The organism is Pseudoalteromonas sp. AOP31-A2-14 (genome assembly GCF_052378035.1).
GTDB lineage: Bacteria > Pseudomonadota > Gammaproteobacteria > Enterobacterales > Alteromonadaceae > Pseudoalteromonas.
In genome coordinates, this window is sequence record NZ_JBQSXI010000001.1 from 91,026 (window position 1) to 110,520 (window position 19,495).

Consider the following 19,495-nt stretch of genomic DNA (forward strand, 5'->3'; position numbering starts at 1 on the left):
CCTTATCTAAACTCTATTTTATTCGTTGTTGAGTTATATCTGTAATTAACAATCTGCCCATTTACTATTAGCTCAATAGCGGTATTTATTTGCTCGATTGGTACGCTGAACCACTCTCTCGGTTTACACATGTTGCCCTGTAGATCTGCTATTTCAACTTCAATACAAACATCTTTAAATACGGTATGGATTAGATTTTCAAATTTTTGCGTGTTCATGTTGTAACACTCATACTCAGCTACAACATTTACGGGAGCCATTAAGTACGTTGGTTCATTTTTGGCGTTGGCAATTCGCTTCCCAACAGGTGTTGTTGAATAGCCAATTTTAAATAAGTTAGCAATTGAATTAATGCGAGGGTCTTTACTTTGGCTTGATAATATATAAATAAAGCCTGCCGACTCATCGTCGTCATCAACACTTTTAATACCAGAGAAATGATCGCCTTTTGGTGAAACCATTTTTCCATCAGCATATAAAGACTTAGCAATAGAGCGATAAAGCATGTTCGACTCTGTACCATTTTCAAAAATACACCGAGTCCTTCCATCCTTTCTGAAACGCTTTCCATCCACAGTTTTTGCTTCACTGGTGATATCTATATGTTCGAGATACATCAGCACTCCACTTAACACATAATATTCACCAGCTTGAAGCTTTTCACCTTTATCATCAAACTCAATAATTTTACGTTGTCCGCTATTTAGCTCTTGCTGAACAACAGGAAAAAGGTCTTTGTATTTGGCAAAGTCCTTACATGACTTACGCCTAGCAACCATGTCACTTTCAGCGCGTTTATCTGCCTTCACATGTTTTATATTAAAAATGCTATCGTCAGAATCACCCAGTAAACCAAAGTCATCATCAGCGAATATGTCTTCAACAGAGTTAATCTCTTTTACCACTGGCTTTGGTTCAGGTTCTGGCTTGTATTCTGCCGCAGGCTCAGCTACTTCATGCGTTAATGGCAATAAATTAAATTCATCAAAATCAACTAATGCATGGCATTGGGTATCATTACCTCTGATTGAATCCAAACGCTTAAACAACATTAACTCACTAATGTTAGCCATAGTGTTTTCAGGCAAACGGCCATTAGTTTTATAGAAGTCATTTATCTCTTGAAACTTAGCAACTAAGTGCTCATCAGCCGTTGGTGCTTTCGATTTAACCTTTACCGCTGTAAGCCCTAATTCGTCATCATCATTAATGAAGGTTAACCAGTCGTCCATTTCCATCGACTTTAATTTTTGCCATTCTTCATTTTTCATTACGCTTGCATCCTTTTGCGCTTTTCTTGCTTGATGTAGATTAAGCATTCAGCCAAACGTTTTTCGGTAAAGTCAGACGCGTTTAAATCAGGTTCACGGCCATTTTCATGAACAAACTGTTTAACTTTAGGCCATAACAATTTAGCTTCATCAAAATCCATTTGAATACGTGTGGTTTGAATCGATTCTTGAATAAGTTTAAGTACGTCAGTGGTTACTGATTTTGACAATATCTCAAAGGCTTTTTGGAATGGATTAATTTGATCAATTAAATCGATACTTAGTTCATCAATATTAATAAATTTATCGGCTAACCGAACAAACTTTTTACCGCCTTGTTCACTAACTTCTGCAGTACTTACTGCTGAATCAACGACTACTTGTTGACGAACTTCCTCAACTTCAGCTTCTGTTAAATCAGGGTATTTACGCTGAATTATCTTAGGGATAAGTATTTTATTAACGACTTCTGGGTCAACTTTACCTGCTGATGCAGCAATTACTTTGTCATCCTGTAAAATTGCCGCTTTTAAATCAGCTAAGTCAGATTCAATAATGTCTTTAGTACGCTTAGTACTTGGCTCTTTAAAGCCGCCAATTTTCATTGTACCCGGTGGTGCTGGCTCAAAGTCATCATCTTTTTTGGCTTTAAACTTAAAGTTGGGTGCTAATACTTGCTCCATTAGCAATGAACAGGTAATTGCTTTAAGCATATTATTTACGGCAATCGTTACTTGGTCATTTTCCGCATCAGGCTGAGCAATTAGGTTAGTAAACTGCGCATGCTTTTTGTTTACACTATCACGAGTACAGCGACCAATTATCTGAATGATCTCCGTTAACGAACTTCTGTAGCCCACGGTTAAAGCATGCTCACAATACTCCCAATCAAAGCCTTCTTTTGCCATACCAAGTGCGATGATCACATCCATATCATCAAGGTGTTTAATATTACGCAGGTAGTTTTGAATGACATCACGGTCATTTTCTTCAACCAAATCGGCCACTTTTATCACGGTGCCATCTGGTCTTGTTACCGGAATAACGCCAGTTTCTGGGTCGCGTTTACCTGCTTCACCTAGCACCTCAAGAATGGCATCTACTTCATCATACTTTTCTTTAGTTGATTCACCAGAATTAACGTTAGGGATATGAATGATGGTTTTCTTACCATAGTTTTCTTCAGAGTTAAGCACCTCATGAATAACCTCAGTATATTTACCTTGGTAGAAGTGATAACCAATACCGAGTGATTTAAGGTAGTTATAACCATTAAGTTGTTCGTAATAGTTAAATGATACTTTGTCGAACTGAGCTTCAAGCTCAGGTGTTAATACAGGTACACTATCACCACGAAAATACGAACCTGTCATAGCAACAATATGAGCACTACTGTTAGCCATAATCGAGCGTAAAACATCACCTAATACATTTTCACCATCAGCAGACACATGATGAAATTCATCAATAGCTATCAAGCAATCATTAAAATCGGTATCTTCTACTTCTTGAAAGGCAAAACGTAGCGTTGCATGTGTACAAATAAGTACTTTATCGTCACCAGCCATAAAGCGTTTAAACGCTTTAGTTCTACTTGGTTCACCACCAGGAGTACAAAGGTTATTATCTTCTTCAACCTCCCAATCACAGAAAAAACCGTGTTTGCTAAGCTCAGTGGTACTAAACGAACCACCTATAGAGCGTTCTGGCACAGCTACAATCGCTTTTTTAACGCCTTGGTTATGAAGTTTATCCAGTGCCAAAAACATTAATGCTCGCGATTTACCAGATGCAGGAGGAGCTTTTAATAGCAAGTATTGGCTATTTCTTCCTTCATAGGCACGAGACTGCATTGCTCGCATGCCCATGTCATTGGTATTTGAACTGGCACCACTTTGGGCATATTTGAATTCCATTAAATTACGCATTTTGACCTCCTGTCATTACATCATATAGATTAATTAAGCACTCCAACCGTTCGTCATCGTTGTTAAAAGGAAGGCTTTGATAAATTTCATCAACAGAAGTATCTAATTTTCCATGGGCAACTCGAAGATCTTCTGGCATTTTATCTGGATCATATAATTGAGCAATAGTGTTTGCCGAGTAACTTTCTCTAACCTCTAAAATATTTAACGTTGCTGAGAAAATGTCATTTTTTTGCTCTTCGGTTAGCTTTGGTATTGGATAGTTGTTGTAAATTAAAGCTACAGAATATCTATAATCTGTTTTGAGTTTACCTCCAATAGCTTTAACCCATGCCATGTGCATTTTTGAATGAATTACACCAAAGATATAAGGTTCTGGGTTATATATGACATTATTAGGTGCATTTACAATATCCTGTTCTGTAAAGAAGCCTATTGGAATATAAGGTCTTCTTGACGATGAAACAGTTGGGATAAGTAGTTTGCTCGTGTGTTCAGTTCGAATTTCTACAAATCTGTATGGGTATTCAGAGAACTTTTGTGTTGCAGCTTTAGGACTAGCAAGCCTAGATTGAGCTACTTTCTCAAAACGGTCACGCAAAAAAATGTTTTCATTTGCTTCGGGATAATCAGTTTCATCGACCCATAAACACCATCTCTTTTTACCTTTAATAAACTCTTCCGAACCTACAAGATTTCTCACAAACTTTGAGCAATCAGGATATTCCTCAAGAAATTGATCTTTCTCATCTTTGGATAAAAACAAATTGCCACCATCTTTAGCCATGTCCCCCAATGTCATTGGTGGTATATTTGAAATTGGAGAGCTACGTTTTTTCACAAAAACATCACTACCTGCGGTTAGGTAGCAATTGATATGTTTAACTTTTCTCTTGAACCCTTCATTTACTAAAAACTTTTCTTGATTGGATTTATTTGACAACCCGATAATTGAACAATATACACCTGCAACATGCTTTGCGTTATTAGCCCATTTAAAAGAAGGGATAGCGAAACTTATTTCAATTTTATCATTTAGAATTGTTGGCCACATCAGTGCAACTTGCTCGCCCTGACAAATTGAATTCGTTGTAACAAAGCTAAATTTTCCATTGGTATTTTGAATAAATTCCGAAGCCTTTTTAAACCAACAAGATATGTAATCTAGTTTAATAGGCTTACCCCAAACCTTTTTTATTTCGGCTTTTTGTTCTTGAGATTGTTGGGAGAATCCTAAATATGGAGGATTACCAAAAACCATTATCTCTCCATCTTTAGGGCATATAGATTCCCAAGCCAGCAGGGTCGCGTTACCACACATAATTTGACCACCATTCTGCAATGGTAATGTAGGCTCACACTCACCAAACTCGGCTTTAAACTCAACATTCATTTGATGCTCGGCTAACCAAAGCGAAAGAATCGCAACCTCGTGAGCAAAGTCATCTAGTTCAATACCATAGAATTGAGATAGCTTAATACGTGAAAAGGATGAATCTAAGCCAACATCACCAAACAGATCATCTTGATTTTCATTTTGATCTAACTCTTGTAATCGTTTGATGATTTCCATTTCAAGCTTGCGTAGTTCTTTAAAGGCAATGATCAAGAAGTTTCCTGAGCCGCAAGCGGGGTCGAATAGTTTAATTTGAGCAATGCGATCATGGAGTTTACGTAAACGGCTTGGTTTTAACTTAGCATAAATATTGTCTTCAATATTTTCAAATTCAGCATAAAGTTCATCTAAAAACAGTGGTTCGATTACCTTCATGATGTTAGTGACCGAGGTATAATGCATACCCATACCACCACGCTGGTCTGGGTGAACTACCGCTTGGATCATCGAACCAAAAATATCAGGGTTAATATCAGACCAATCTAGTTCACTGCCACACTCAATGAGCATTTTGCGTGATTTAGTCGAAAATCTTGGTGACGAAATAGTATCTGCAAATAAACCACCATTTACATATTCGAAGTTTGCTAAGTAATCCGGTAAGTCACCACGGCTTTCTTTACTGGTATTTAAAACTTTAAATAAACGGTTTAAGTAAGTATCAACATCTGAACCATCTACCTTAGTATGTGATTCAAGCTCAGCGCTGAATTGGTTTTGTTTGAATATGCCAGTATCTTCGGCAAAGAAGCAGAAAAGTAAGCGCGTTAAGAATACGTTTAGGCTATGAAGTGCGTTGGTGTCATTTTTACTTTCTTCGTTAAAATTATCGGCTTTGATTAAGTCGAATAACTTAGCCATTTTTTCAGCGGCTTTAACATCAGCAGGGTTTTCACCTTGGTAAACGGCTTTTTCCATTCCCGCCCAAGGTAAGAAAAAATCGAAATGCTTACCTAACTCGGTAAATTCAATGTCTAAGGTATCGTGGGTACGGGTATCTAGGGCAACAAACTGATTAAAGTCAGTAGCAATAACAAAGCGAATTTTGTCACGAGCAACAGATGGCTCTTTCTTCATGTTATCAATGTCTGACAACACACAATTACTCTGACTTTGCTTAAAGTAAATATGGCGTTTAGCTCTTACTTCACCTTGAAGCTTAGCTAAGTTACGCTCACCTGATTTTATACGACCAATAGTTGTTTTACGGTGACCGTAAGCCGCCATTAGCTCGTAAATAAACTCATCTTTGTTAACTTGGTTAGCTATAACATCTGACGCTAACTTTTTAACGACTTCTTCTATTTGGGTAATATTCATTTAATAATCCATCATTTTTATAATTCTTTATAACCGGGTGCAATTGCGAGATTTTCTGCACCATATAATGTTTGTATATTTTTTAAATAAAGTTGATATTCAGGGCCTGAAAGTGAGCCCTTTTCAGAACAATCCACATTCCAACGTCTTAATAAATAACCTGCCATTGCTGCACGCACATTAACTTCTAACATGCCTTTTTCCATCCCAAAATCGAGCTTAATAGCGGTTGGATGCTTAACGTTATTTGGGTGTGGAATAATTTGTAAAGGCACCATACGCATCCATTGACGATCTTCTAACTTATCTTCTTCAGGGGATGGTGTTTGTGGCAATATTGTTATTTGAGTAATTCGCGTTAAAACGAAGTCTCTGAATGATTTTGATTTCCGATCATACGCTCTTAAATGCCAACGTAAGCCATTATCTACAATTGAATGAGGCACTAACTCTCTTGCACCTGAACCACTGCTTAAAGACGTGTATATAACACTAATCGGCTTATTGTTGATAATTGCTTGGGATAGCTTAGCGATAATATCAATATCTGGTACGTTTAACTGGCTTGGTGATTCAATAGGAAATGAAGTATCACCAATCGAATCAAAGCCATCACTAATGTTATTCGCTAACTTAATAAGCGTGCGGCGAGCATCATGTTTAAATATGGGTTTGAATTGCGTGGTGATGAAGTATTTCTTTTCTACGTTGTCATACGCCATATTCTCAGGCGCATTATCTTTGTAGAACTTTAAATCTCGGGTTGCTGCGGCAAGCCCTAACTCGAAATGACTAACTATTTCACTGCGAGTTACCATCCCAGTAAAATAGAGCTTAAAGTCGACATAAGCTAGGCGCTGCTTCTGTGCAAAACTGAATTCATCCATGCAATAAAGTCATATTATTGAAGTAATATATTATCAGTGTGTATCTTTTTGATTCATACTTCAAGTGGTTTAGAGTAATGCTCTTTGGTTTTAATCTTCAGTGAATAAATCATCAATTGAGATTTCAAGGATTTGTGCAAAGCGCTTCACTTCTATATCGGTAACTCTTCTAACATTAGATTCTACTTTGGCTAATGTGCTTCGAGTTATTTCCCACTGCTGTACCTGACATTTAGCGACTAGAACCTCTTGTGTCCATGACTTACTCTCTCTAATTCGCTTTATATTCTTTCCGATAATATTCATAACATCATTTGCTCCGCATTCGGAGCTTGATTGTTACAAAAAAACGCACTAGAATTGCTCCGGCTTCGGAGCAGTTAAATTAAATCAGAGGTTTTCTTGAAAATAGACGTTCTTATGGCACAAATTATTAAAGCGCCAAATTTTGACAACTTTACAACCAGTGAAGTCCGATCGTCTTACATTACACTAAAGAATGATCCCTCCTTAGACCCTGTCGTTGTTAGAAAAAAGTTATATGCTGAGCTTCTAAAACTTGTGAATAAAGGTTGGTTACTTAAGAAAAATACCAATAAAAAAGCTCGGACACGTTTTAGTAAAACTAAATTATTTGATGCTGAATACTTTAATTCTCTACAAGCCACACAACCGGTGAAAACAAACTTAGAAGAAAAAACACATAGAAATTTAAATGCAAAACTAAACCACTATAAAGCGGAGTTACTATTGAACCTCGGTGAGTCAGAAGCTTACAAAGAACTATATTTAGAATACCCCGAATTAGTTGAAGAAATACAGCCTCTTTTTAATACAGCTAAAGATAATAATACCCGAATATTAGGGAAGATACGGGCCATTGAAGGGCTACTTGAGCATAATAAATCTGTAGATAAACTATGAAATTAAGACAATGGCAAGCTGAATGTATTGATGTGGCGCTAACCAAATATATAAACGGTGCAACTCATTTTTTAGCATTAGCAACCCCAGGAGCTGGGAAAACGGTGATGGCTTCAGAATTAGCAAATCAATTATTGGATAATAACCTTGTTGATTTAGTTATATGTTTTTCCCCTTCATCTTTAGTTGCTAGAGACTTCGGTGAAAGTTTACAAGGAATTACACAGATGCAATTCGATGGAAAAATGGGCGCTAAAGGTAACTCTCTAACATATCAAAGCTTACAATATCTTGACGACACATTTTGGCAATTATTCCATCGGTTTAGGGTATTCGTCATTTTTGATGAAATTCATCACTGTGCAGGCTCTAACCTTGAAAATGCCAATGCTTGGGGAGAGCAGATAATATTAAACATTCAAAATAAGGCAAAGTATACCTTAGCATTAACTGGAACCCCTTGGCGTTCAGACGAAGCTCCTATTGTTCTTTCTAACTATTTTCACCCCACTAATAAAATATCATGCGATTTCGTATACGGGCTTGCTGACGCTCTTAGAGATGATGTTTGCCGAATACCGCAGATTATTGCTGTGGATAATAGCAATATCTCTGTGGTTAATGATGAGGAGATTAAAACATTTGGTAGTTTTAAGAGCTTACTCGCCCAATCAACAATTTCTTATCAACATATAATCGAGAATGAAAAAGTCATTAAATATGTTATTTCATCTGCTCATAAAGAATTAAAAAATATAAGAACTTTTAACCCGGATGCTGCGGGATTGATAGTTGCTTCATCTGTCGACCATGCTACAAAAATAGCAGCGCTCATGAAAACTTATTTTAACGAAAACAGTACTGTAGTGACTTATAGAGAAAGTGACTCGACAAGTATTATTCAGCAATTTAGACATTCAGCAAGTAAGTGGATTATTTCAGTTGGGATGATCAGTGAAGGTACTAATATTCCTCGATTACAAGTTTGCTGCCACCTAACCAATATAAAAACAGAAATGCACTTTAGACAAACTTTAGGTCGTATATTGAGAATAACCAATTCTACAAATCAAGAAGCTATCATGTATATGCCTGCTGAGCCTAAGCTATTAGAGTATGCCTATCGTGTCAAACAGGACATACCTTTTGAAGCTGATGTGGTTAAGTTTGAAACTATGAAGGCAGAAGTTAATGACTGCATTAATGATAATGAAACGCTAACTATTTTATCAGGTGGTACTAATTTAAGCTCATTTAAAACAAAGCTTCAACTAAGTGAACTGGATTATGTACCTGCGGACTCGGAGCAGCTAAATGAAGTACCGGATAAACACTTTTTGACAACTTCTTATGAGCAAGTAGTGAACATATTTGGTCGGTTTAAACAAGAAGCAATAGCATTGGGGCTAAGTGAATTAAGGTGATAGCCGTTAGACTCGTACAACTCTTTATTCACGCTTCAAACTAATAGCAAATCATTCCTTAAGTACATAGGTGCTATTATGATCATGCAATTTCCGATAGCGCACAATGATGAGTTGCTCGTAAGTATTTTAGCTCGCTTTGTAGCAAGGCAAGGGCTAAAAAATGACAAGGCTGCGTTAGAGCTATTATTTAGCACTAGAAATATTGTACCTTCAGCATTACTGCAAGGTCATATACAGCCTTTATTGTCGAATGTTGGGCATTTATGGCCTGTTAGTGAGATTGATGTAATCAATCGCCACTCACTACTGCCTTTTTTTCAGTCATTTATAGAGCCGCAAAGAGTTGAAGCCGTACAGAATAGTTTGATATATAGTGAAAAATCAACGGCTCTGACAACCATTGGGAAAAACGCTTCAAACGTTCATTGGCCTATGTATTATCGGTATTGTCCGAAATGTATTGCCGAAGATAATAAGCTATTGGCTTATTCGTACTGGCGTAGGTCATTTCAACTTCCGGGATTTGTTGTTTGCCCTAAACATTTTGTTTATTTACAAAATAGTCACTTCAAACTGCTTCCAAGCAGAAGGCATGGATTCTGTGATGCTTCTCAGGTTAATAATTCAGATAAGTTAATACATATAGATGTTGATCCAAACAATAAACTGTTAAAACTCGCAGTTCATTTACAGCAGTTACTACAGATAAATACTCCTTATGTTTCACCTTTACAATGGACAATATTTTACCAAAAAGCGATCAGAAATATTGGGCTTGTAAATGGCGCAAGGCCCGATCACCTTGAGGTTAAAGAAAGGGTTATATCTTACTGGGGTATTAAATTTTTATCATCATATGGTCTTGGGCTACATAATGAAAACAACTGGCTGTTAGCGTTTTTTCGTAAACACAGACGACACTATACAGCGTTACACCATATAGCTTGTATGATGGCTTTGTTTCCTTGTCAGCCTATTCTTGAGGCGATAAACGAGGCATCTCTGATTATACCTGAAAAGCAGCAAAGGAAAGTGCATTTCAATAGCAAGCTTGTTGATAAAGTGGATGAATACCGCACTAATTGGTTACAGATATATTCCCAGTTTAATAGTTTGAAAAGTATTCGAGAGACGAGGGAAGGTGCGAGACTATATTCATGGCTTTTTCGGTTTGATAATGCTTGGCTACAAAAAAAACTACCTAAGCGTATTTGTAATAATATAGTAAAAGTTAATTGGGTGAAACGCGATAGAGAGTTAGTTAAGAAACTGATTTTAGTTCTAAATAAAAGCTATGAGAATTTAAGTTTACCTAGAATGACTCAAACTTGGTTTATTGCTCAAACTAATATTACATGGGGGGTTGCCAGTCATTTAGAGAAACTACCTCTTAGTAAGTGCTTTTTCATTAAGTATACAGAATCAATTGATGAGTGCCAAATTCGTAGAGTTCTGGCTATTATAGTGAATTGTATAAATAAAAATGAGCCTTTGCCCAGAACTTATGAAATCGAACGCCTTGCCGGACTTAGCAAACAGCGTAGTCGCGAGCCTGTCAAATACATTCTCGAAATGGGTTTCGAAGAAATTTCCTGCTTTAAGAACTCTACGAGAAAATATTGAACTTAAAGAAGTGAATGGCGTTTTCCGTTCAAAGAGCCTATTTAAAAGTAAGCGCCTATACATAGGCGTGCAATGGCAAGATGGAAAGTATTCATCTTTACCTATTGAAATGGCAAATTTGGCCGCACCGGGAAGAATGTTTACGGGAAAGAAAATATCAAAAGAATCAGAGTGTGAAAGGCTTGTAGTCACTATTTCACAAGTAAATGGGATTGATAAGTCATCTACTAATTATAGATACCTTTATCATACGGATAAGGGGATTATTTCTATAACGGGGTTTGAATTAGCGAGGACATTATTTTTTCATAATAGGCATCTGGTAAACGCAGCTTACATGGCTAACGGTTTGTCTCAATTTGCCTTTATTAATAAAGTTTCTTCTCCTATAAAAATCAGCTTCCCAGAATCTACGACGTATCCTGTTAGTTATTTAAGTACTAAAAAAGCAAGGGCACATATTACGTGGCTTCTACTGGATAAAAATGCAAGAAATAGCCTTTTCTCGATTTATCAAAGTTTTCTAAAAAACTCAAACTCAATAGCGTTCGACTTTACTCCGCCATGCTTAAAAAAATGGCAGGTTGAATTGTCAGTCATAAGAGATAATAAATCTGGAAAATTACTCGTGCAGAGGATTGAGTCTATAGTTCATGCGCATATTGATGATGAATATTTCGGAGTTGAGATTAGCCACCCTAAAAGAAAATTTGAAGCAGAACTACCGAATAAAGAAAAGATAAAGTTTGCTAAAACACCTAGTGTCGACATAGATCCTGAACTAGATATAGGTGTTATTCCGGGTTTTTCTAAGCGGTTACATAGTCGTAATTCAAGTGGTTTCTCATTTAATGTACCGGGTATCCAAGGGGCGACTCTATCTGGTGGTAAAAAGGTCATAGAGCGCTCAATAGCCGTTGATGATAGTAATAATTTCACTCTAGAAAAAGCCGGTGTTGGTGCGCCGGAGGCTGAAGGAAGTGCTCAAGAGTTCGACCCTGTAATAAATCAAGATGATGGTTTTGAAGAAGCCAAAGAATTACCTCAAAAGTTTTTAATGTTTGAGCAAGTTGTAAATGAGCTAGGTAATAATAAGAGGGTGATACTTGAGACTATTAAGTGTGGTGTATTTCCGCCCCCTAAAAACGGAAGCCGAGTGGTTTTTCAAACTAAAGATCAGCAAATCTTAAGGTTTTTTGTAGCGATTTTGGAAATAAGCCAAACAAAAATTGTTATGTTAGAAGCAGATACTACAAGTTTAGTTAAGGCAAAAGGAGCGAGCACTTTAATTTTAGGGCTTAAAGATGATGCGAGTATCCATTTTAAACCTAAATTCGGATAATAAGTGCAATTTCTCAGATTAGATGGCCAGCTGTTATAATTCGGCCATTTTCTCGCCAAAGGAAATTGCTTTAATGAAATATAAACAGCTGACACAAGAAGAAAGATACCAGATTTACGCGTTAATAAAAGCAGGAAATAACCAAAAGCAGATAGCTGAAGAACTAACTCGTTCACCGTCATCTATTTCTAGAGAGCTAAAACGCAATAAAGGACTTAAAGGCTATCGGCCTAACCAAGCCAATAACTTTGCTGAACAAAGACGTAAGTCATCTTTCAAAGCAAGTAAGTTAACAGAGGACGTCACTCACTGGATTAATAAATTGTTGCATGACGGACTTTCCCCTGAGCAAGTGGCAGGCCGCTTAGCTTTAGAGAAACAGGTCGTTTTACATCATGAAACAATTTATCAATATATTTACAGAGACAAGGCTCGTGGTGGCAAGCTACATAAGACACTCACTCGTGCATGTAAAAAGTATAAAAAACGCTATGGAAGCTATGATAAACGTGGACAGATAGTTAATCGAGTCAGCATTGATGAACGCCCAAGTATTGTGGATTCAAAGTCTAGGATTGGTGATTGGGAGGGCGATACAGTGATAGGTAAAGGGCGTAAAAATGCGCTTGTCACAATGGTTGAACGTAAAACGTTATATACAGTCGTTCACAGAATTGAAAGCAAGCATGCGAAAATAACAGCCGATGCGCTGATCACGTGTATGACACCATATAAAGGTAAGGTTATTACCGTGACGTTAGATAATGGAAAAGAGTTTGCTCACCATGAGCATGTTGCACAAAAATTAGAAGCTGATGTGTATTTCGCTCATCCCTATTCATCATGGGAGCGGGGCATAAATGAGAATACCAACGGCTTACTTAGACGCTTCTTCCCCAAGGGAACTGACTTTATGGCGCTAAGTGAAGCAGAGATACAGGCGGCAGTTGATAAGCTCAACCATCGGCCAAGAAAAACAAGAGGGTATAAAACCCCTCATGAATTATTTACGGGGCAATCAGAAGTTCTGGTGGCTGCATAATGATTGCACTTAATACTTGAATTCAAGAAAGAAATTATTCAGCATTTTTCTGATAATGGAGCTCAATGGCAGCATCAATATATTAAAGAAAGAGCTAACTTATTTAGTACTTGTAATCATCCAAGATTAAAACACAAAGGTAAGGTGCTAAGCGAAGATGAGTACAAGAAAAAATGGGTGATTAGTTTGCAGGAAAAGCTAAATCAACTTACCAAAGAGCTGCTAGGAACTATTTAAAAATATCAAACTTTATTATAGATTCTTTGGTTGTTGAAAAAGAAAAGTTATCAAACTTTAGCTAATTTATTGCTTTTAAATTGTCATATCCTTATCAAACTTTATTATAATCGCACATGTGCACGTTAAATAATGTTCGAAACTGAGTTTAATGTGCGCCACTAGAAATAAAGAACGAAACAAACGAGTTCAATTCTAAAAATAAAGTATGCAACTAAAACGGCCAAATCAAATGGCCGTTTTTTGTTTGCCCAGCGAAGCTGGCAAACCCGATAGGCTGAAAGATGCCTTATCACCCTGACTAAGGGGAAGATAATCTGAATGGCAAGGGCGTCACTGGCCAACGGTGGGGTCTGAAGGAAGCCATAAGAAGTTAGAGGTACACAACTAACCGTAACCTGTTTCGGCAGTATTGGTGGGTCAGCGTGCAAAATAGCGCAACGCCCTATACTTAGTCAGACCAATACTGTGCTTGAGGGTGGGATTTCTAACAGGGAGCCAGTGCAGTAACTGGGGAAGCCTGGCATCTAAACTTAATGAGAGTAAGTGGCCTAAATTCAAGGTGAAAGCCAAGATTTAGTGTCGGTGTGAGGTGGCAGATGAACCCGTAGTAGTGAGTAAGGCTAGGCCGATGAAAGCCAGTAATGGTGTGGAGGGGAAAACCAAGCCGACCATCAACATTATGTTTGATGGGGTCAACTTTAGCCAAAAGCTTTAATTGATTGCGAAGGGGGGAAGTATTCTTTAAGCGTATGAAAGACGGGAACTTTTGTTTATCGGCTCACAAGTATTTCGACGGAAATAGCCAAAATATGACGGCCAAACAGGAATGTAGACGCTGAGAATTGAAGGGCGAGCAATGGAGTAATGACTGACCACTTAGGCAGATTGCCAAAAAAGGCTAGCACACCTAATGTCATCATGAAGAATCAGCGATAAGTAGAGTGACACGAGCAGACATACCGCAAGCAAAGGCAGAAAATGACAGTTTACTACAGCTTGTACGGACAATTATTAGACATTAATAACCTGTACAAGGGATTCAAAAAAGTGAAAGCAGCTAAAGGAGCGGCCGGAATAGATAGGCAGACCGTAGGCGCATTCGCCCTGAATTTAGAAGCAAACTTAAAACAACTGCAACTTGAGCTGCAAACCAAGCAATATAGGGCACAACCTGTCAAACGGGTGGAAATACCCAAAGATGATGGCGGTGTCAGAATGCTAGGTATCCCCGCAGTTCGAGACCGAATAGTGCAACAAACACTATTGAACATACTCCAACCGATATTCGACATCGACTTTCACCCATCGAGTTATGGGTATAGGCCGAAACGAAGCTGTCATGACGCTATCAGTAAAGCAAGTGTATTTATCCGTAAATACCATCGCGACTGGGTCGTAGACATGGATTTGTCGAAGTGTTTTGACCTGCTTGATCATGCTTTGATAATTAGGAGTGTTAGACGCAAAGTGACGGACGGTAGTATTTTAAAACTGATTAATCAGTTCTTAAAAAGCGGAGTAATGATAGGTGAACACTGGGAGGCTAGTACGATAGGAAGCCCACAAGGTGGCGTAATTAGCCCGTTATTGGCCAATATCTACCTAGATGCTTTCGATCAAGAAATGAAAAAGCGTAATCACCGAATAGTGAGGTATGCAGATGATATCTTGATTTTGTGCAGCACAGAAAAAGCAGCGCAAGAAGCACTTAAGGCATCCACCCAGATACTAGAGCGAGACTTGAAATTAACCGTGAACCAAAATAAAACCCATATTGCTCATAGCAGCAAAGGAGTGAAGTTTTTGGGAGTAGAGATAGGTAGCCAGTGGACACGGATACAAGCATCAAAACTCATCGGGTTTAAACAAAAAGTGAAGCAATTAACAAAACGTAACGGCGGCATAAATTTAGCAGAAGTAATAAAACGGCTAAATCCAGTTGTGCGCGGTTTTGTAAATTATTTTAGTATAGCCAATTGTAAACGAGAGCTAAAAGCCTTGGCAGGTTGGATCAGACGAAGACTAAGGGCAATACAGCTGAGGTTGTGGAAGAAGCCATCAAGGCTACATCGACGACTAAAGCAGTTAGGAAAAAAGCCACCGTTTAAGTTCATTAAGATGAACTCGTGGCGTAACTCACTAAGCCCTTTATCTTGTGTATCGATGCCAAACCAATGGTTTGAGGAGCTTGGTTTATATCCAATAGAAAAAGTGAATACGGGATGGCTTGCTTTATCGGCGTTTAGGAAATAAGTTGATAAAATGTGAAGGGTACAGGAGCCGTATACGAGGTCCGTACGTACGGTTCTGTGAGAGGGATGAGGCATAAGCCTCACCCTACTCGATGTATGTATATCTTTTTGATTAAGAATGTATAATTTTTAACTTATATTGGTATTATGGCTGAAAGTAATAAGCTTAATGGTATTCAACAATAAAAATATAAGTTGAATAAGTAGATGCCCAATAAGTTAGAGCAAGTGCTGAAATGGAGTTAGCTGTGGATAATAAAACGGGAAATTTTTACTTTCTTTCTGAACACGACGACCTTTTTGTCGAGCTAGCGGGTGCAGCTGAAAAAGCGTTTGCTAGTGACCCTAATACCACGTTAATTAAATTGAGACAGCTAGGCGAGGCGATTGCGCAACACATTGCTGTATTGGTAAGAGTTAACTTTGAAGACAATACATCGCAGCTTGAATTAATACACAGAATCAGTAGAGAGCTTCAATTAGATCAGGTTGTTAAAGACCTTTTTCATACGCTAAGGGTTGAAGGGAATAAAGCAACTCACAAATTTAGAACAAAACATAAAGAAGCCATCAATGGCTTAGTTGTCGCACGCAAGTTAGCAATCTGGTTTCATCAGTCATTTGGTAAGCAGGGTACATCATTTAAACCGGGAGCTTTTATTCCCCCTCATGACCCCAGTGAGCAATTACGCAGCCTACAAAGTGAAATAGATAACTTAAAAGTCGACCTGCAAAAAGCAAATCTCGATCTTGACTCCAGCCAACAGCTCAACGAACTAATAAATAAAGAAAAAACAGAATATGAATCGCTAGCTTTTGAAATGGACCAAGAGTCCAAAGATCTAGCTGAGCAAGCTAAAGAACATGAAAGAGCGCTTGCTGACCAAAAGCAAAACTACGAAAAGAAGATAGCAGAGTTACAAACTAAGCTTTCAAACTTAGATGACGAATCAAACACTTCATATAAGCAAAAGCTAAGTACAAGTTCAAAAGCTGCAACTCAGCATATTGTCTTGGATGAAGCGTTAACACGTATTCTAATCGACCAACAGTTACAAGAATCTGGCTGGGAGGTTGATACTGAAGTACTTACCTATAAAAATGGCACTCGCCCAGAGAAAGGAAAAAACATCGCCATTGCCGAGTGGCCAACTGAATATAAAGGTAAAAAAGGACGTGCTGATTACGTAATTTTTGCAGGCCTTTCACCTATTGCGGTGGTTGAAGCTAAAAAAGAAAACACCAATGTTGCAGGTAAAATTTCACAAGCAGAGCGATACAGTAAAGGCTTGAATGTTCAGCCTCCTTTAATACCTGCCTGGGATCTACAAGGGTTGACCATAGCATGGCCAGATGAAGATGATGGCCACTACAAAGTACCGTTTGTTTATTCCTGTAACGGTCGCCCGTATGTACCTCAACTTGCTGAACAATCAGGTACGTGGTTTCGTGATGTACGCGAGCCTGCGAATATTAAACGCGCTTTGCCAAAGTTTCATACCCCAGAGGGGTTGCTTGATCTACTTAAGCGCAGCAAAGACGCCGCCCAACAAAAACTAAAAGATGAGCCTTTTGGCTACTTAAAAGTGCGTGATTACCAGCAAAAAGCGATTATCGCTGTTGAAAATACCTTAGCGAAAAATATTCGTCATGCTTTGCTAGCAATGGCAACAGGCACCGGAAAAACCCGTACAATTATTGGTTTAATGTATCGCTTTTTAAAAGCTGAACGCTTCAAGCGAATTTTATTTTTAGTCGACCGAACAGCTCTAGGGCAACAAGCAATAGACGCTTTTAACGAAGCTCCACTTGAACAAAATCACACATTATCAAAAATATACAATGTGGCAGAACTAGGTGATATGGCGGCCGAGGCAGAAACCCGCGTACAAGTTGCAACAGTGCAAGCTATGGTTAAGCGTATTTTTATGAGTGATAATCCGCCACCGCTAGATCAGTTTGATTGCATCATAATTGATGAAGCCCACCGAGGTTATACACTCGATCAAGAAATGACAGAGGGTGAATTGGCTACTCGCGACACCAGCCAATACTTGTCGAGCTATCGCCGTGTCTTAGATTATTTCGATGCAGTAAAAATCGCACTTACGGCTACACCGGCAAAACACACGAGTGATATTTTTGGCAAACCTGTTTATACCTATTCATACAGAGAAGCAGTAGCTGACGACTGGCTAATAGATCACGAGCCACCGATTCGTTATGAAACCTTATTGACACAAAATGGCATTACTTTTACCAAAGGTGAGGAAGTTAGCGCTATTAATACGCAAACCGGTGAAGTACAAAGTGCTGAGCTCGACGACGAACTAAGTTTCGAAGTTGATGCGTTTAACCGCCGAGTTATTAACGAAAACTTCAACCGTGTTATTTGTGAGCAACTTGTTCAAGAACTCGATCCTTTTGGTGATGAGAAAACCATGATTTTTTGTGCCACCGATTTGCATGCCGACATGGTTAAACGCTTACTCGATGAGGCTTTTAAAGATCTTTATAACGGTGAGTATAATCAGGCTGCCGTGGCTAAAGTAACTGGCCAAAGTGATAAGGTAGAACAGCTTATCCGCCAATATAAAAACGAGCGATACCCCAATATTGCCATTACCGTTGATTTATTAACGACCGGTATTGATGTGCCTAAAATTTGTAACTTAGTGTTTATGCGCCGAGTAAAATCGCGCATTTTATACGAGCAAATGGTTGGGCGTGCAACTCGCCGCTGTGACGACATAGGTAAAACCGTATTTCGCATTTATGACCCGGTAGATATTTATGCTGCACTGCAAGATGTTAATACTATGAAGCCCTTGGTAAGAGACCCGAATGTTACGCTCGACCAATTAGTGGATGAAATTACCAATCCAGATCTACTTGAACGAGCGCTTAGTGCTCCTGGCGATACACCCGAACAAAGCCATGCTGATGTCGTGCTGAGTCAACTAAGCCAAAAGGTGATGCGGGTATTGCGTAAAGCACAGAAAAAATCAGAAAATAAACCAGCCCTTAAGCAAAAGTTAGATGAGTTACAAGAGTCATGGGGTGTTGAACCAAAAAGCTTACACACCCATTTAAACCAGCTAGGGCCAAAACAAGCGGCAACGTTTATAAACCAGCACAGTGGTTTATTAAATCAATTAGCAGAAGTAAATAGCTTGCTAGGCAGCGAACGACAACCTGTTATTTCAGAGCATCACGATGAAATCCGCGATCGCAGCCAAAGCTATGGTGCGCATCAAAAACCAGAAGATTACCTCGATAGTTTTAATCAGTTCGTTAAAGAACAATTAAATCAAAATGCAGCGCTTGCAGCGGTTGTTAACAAGCCGCGCGATTTAAATCGCACCCAGCTCAAAGATATTAAGTTACTACTTGATAGCGCAGGTTACACCGAGCCCAAGCTGCAAAGTGCAGTGCGTAACCAAACTAACCAAGATATCGCAGCGAGCATTATTGGCCATATTCGTCGTGCGGCATTAGGAGAGGCACTGGTTCCGTTTGAACAAAGAGTTGCGCAGGCTATGGCGCGCATTTACCAAAGCCATCAGTGGAGCCCTAACCAGCGCAAGTGGTTAGACCGGTTAGCTAAGCAACTCGTACATGAAGTCATTATTGACCGTGACTTTGTTAATAACCGTTTTGGTGAGCATGGCGGCGCAAAGCAATTTGATAAAGTATTGAATAATCAACTTGATATAGTGCTAGAGGAGCTTAGTGAAGCCATATGGCCAGCTAAAACAGCTTAACAATAAAGTATATAAATAAATGGAATTGCTATACATGTTATATAGCTTATGTATAATTTTCTAAACAATTTATACATAA

General features: G+C 38.5%; 13 protein-coding genes. 8 read left to right on the forward strand and 5 right to left on the reverse strand.

Features of this window, described 5'->3' with window-relative positions; genetic code table 11:
- Positions 1-2: 2 nt before the first annotated feature.
- The 5 genes from ACT3S9_RS00420 to ACT3S9_RS00440 all read right to left on the reverse strand — a co-directional run bounded on the left by ACT3S9_RS00420 (position 3) and on the right by ACT3S9_RS00440 (position 7,108).
- Positions 3-1,271 (reverse strand): GIY-YIG nuclease family protein, encoded by a 1,269-nt coding sequence (locus ACT3S9_RS00420; RefSeq protein WP_444750614.1) that lies wholly within the window; start codon positions 1,269-1,271, stop codon positions 3-5.
- A complete protein-coding gene (locus ACT3S9_RS00425; RefSeq protein WP_444750615.1) occupies positions 1,271-3,199 on the reverse strand; it encodes a DEAD/DEAH box helicase in 1,929 nt (642 codons plus the stop codon). The genes ACT3S9_RS00420 and ACT3S9_RS00425 overlap by 1 nt, the downstream gene beginning before the upstream one ends.
- Positions 3,192-5,915: a DNA methyltransferase gene (locus ACT3S9_RS00430; protein WP_444750616.1), complete on the reverse strand. Its 2,724-nt coding sequence runs from the start codon at positions 5,913-5,915 to the stop codon at positions 3,192-3,194. The genes ACT3S9_RS00425 and ACT3S9_RS00430 overlap by 8 nt, the downstream gene beginning before the upstream one ends.
- 17 nt (positions 5,916-5,932) lie before the next feature.
- A complete protein-coding gene (locus ACT3S9_RS00435) occupies positions 5,933-6,802 on the reverse strand; it encodes a WYL domain-containing protein (protein ID WP_444750617.1) in 870 nt (289 codons plus the stop codon).
- A gap of 90 nt (positions 6,803-6,892) precedes the next feature.
- Complete coding sequence (locus tag ACT3S9_RS00440) at positions 6,893-7,108, reverse strand: helix-turn-helix domain-containing protein (protein WP_444750618.1); 216 nt, start codon at positions 7,106-7,108, stop codon at positions 6,893-6,895.
- A gap of 114 nt (positions 7,109-7,222) precedes the next feature.
- Between ACT3S9_RS00440 and ACT3S9_RS00445 the strand changes: the two genes are divergently transcribed.
- From ACT3S9_RS00445 to hsdR, 8 genes are all read left to right on the forward strand, one after another.
- Positions 7,223-7,726 carry a hypothetical protein gene (locus tag ACT3S9_RS00445; RefSeq protein WP_444750619.1) on the forward strand — a complete coding sequence of 168 codons (504 nt, stop codon included), beginning with the start codon at positions 7,223-7,225 and terminating at the stop codon, positions 7,724-7,726.
- Positions 7,723-9,150, forward strand: a complete 1,428-nt coding sequence (locus ACT3S9_RS00450) for a DEAD/DEAH box helicase (RefSeq protein WP_444750620.1) — start codon at positions 7,723-7,725, stop codon at positions 9,148-9,150. The genes ACT3S9_RS00445 and ACT3S9_RS00450 overlap by 4 nt, the downstream gene beginning before the upstream one ends.
- Positions 9,151-9,228: 78 nt before the next feature.
- Positions 9,229-10,776, forward strand: a complete 1,548-nt coding sequence (locus ACT3S9_RS00455) for a TnsD family Tn7-like transposition protein (RefSeq protein WP_444750621.1) — start codon at positions 9,229-9,231, stop codon at positions 10,774-10,776.
- Between the two features lie 67 nt (positions 10,777-10,843).
- Positions 10,844-12,118, forward strand: a complete 1,275-nt coding sequence (locus ACT3S9_RS00460) for a hypothetical protein (protein ID WP_444750622.1) — start codon at positions 10,844-10,846, stop codon at positions 12,116-12,118.
- 73 nt (positions 12,119-12,191) lie between these two features.
- On the forward strand, positions 12,192-13,160 hold the full coding sequence (locus ACT3S9_RS00465) for an IS30 family transposase (protein WP_086959932.1): 969 nt from the start codon (positions 12,192-12,194) through the stop codon (positions 13,158-13,160).
- 3 nt (positions 13,161-13,163) lie between these two features.
- A complete protein-coding gene (locus ACT3S9_RS00470) occupies positions 13,164-13,397 on the forward strand; it encodes a hypothetical protein (protein WP_444750623.1) in 234 nt (77 codons plus the stop codon).
- A gap of 981 nt (positions 13,398-14,378) precedes the next feature.
- Positions 14,379-15,653 carry a group II intron reverse transcriptase/maturase gene (gene ltrA / locus ACT3S9_RS00475; protein ID WP_086960535.1) on the forward strand — a complete coding sequence of 425 codons (1,275 nt, stop codon included), beginning with the start codon at positions 14,379-14,381 and terminating at the stop codon, positions 15,651-15,653.
- Between the two features lie 235 nt (positions 15,654-15,888).
- Positions 15,889-19,416, forward strand: coding sequence for a type I restriction-modification system endonuclease (hsdR, locus tag ACT3S9_RS00480; protein WP_444750624.1), 3,528 nt, complete (start codon positions 15,889-15,891; stop codon positions 19,414-19,416).
- The last annotated feature ends 79 nt before the right edge of the window (positions 19,417-19,495 follow it).

Bases quoted from the DNA above. Each gene is read 5' to 3' on its own strand.
- ACT3S9_RS00420 (WP_444750614.1), bottom strand. From the start codon at position 1,271: ATGAAAAATGAAGAATGGCAAAAATTAAAGTCGATGGAAATGGACGAC.
- ACT3S9_RS00425 (WP_444750615.1), bottom strand. From the start codon at position 3,199: ATGCGTAATTTAATGGAATTCAAATATGCCCAAAGTGGTGCCAGTTCA.
- ACT3S9_RS00430 (WP_444750616.1), bottom strand. From the start codon at position 5,915: ATGAATATTACCCAAATAGAAGAAGTCGTTAAAAAGTTAGCGTCAGAT.
- ACT3S9_RS00435 (WP_444750617.1), bottom strand. From the start codon at position 6,802: ATGGATGAATTCAGTTTTGCACAGAAGCAGCGCCTAGCTTATGTCGAC.
- ACT3S9_RS00440 (WP_444750618.1), bottom strand. From the start codon at position 7,108: ATGAATATTATCGGAAAGAATATAAAGCGAATTAGAGAGAGTAAGTCA.
- ACT3S9_RS00445 (WP_444750619.1), top strand. From the start codon at position 7,223: ATGGCACAAATTATTAAAGCGCCAAATTTTGACAACTTTACAACCAGT.
- ACT3S9_RS00450 (WP_444750620.1), top strand. From the start codon at position 7,723: ATGAAATTAAGACAATGGCAAGCTGAATGTATTGATGTGGCGCTAACC.
- ACT3S9_RS00455 (WP_444750621.1), top strand. From the start codon at position 9,229: ATGATCATGCAATTTCCGATAGCGCACAATGATGAGTTGCTCGTAAGT.
- ACT3S9_RS00465 (WP_086959932.1), top strand. From the start codon at position 12,192: ATGAAATATAAACAGCTGACACAAGAAGAAAGATACCAGATTTACGCG.
- ltrA (WP_086960535.1), top strand. From the start codon at position 14,379: ATGACAGTTTACTACAGCTTGTACGGACAATTATTAGACATTAATAAC.
- hsdR (WP_444750624.1), top strand. From the start codon at position 15,889: ATGGAGTTAGCTGTGGATAATAAAACGGGAAATTTTTACTTTCTTTCT.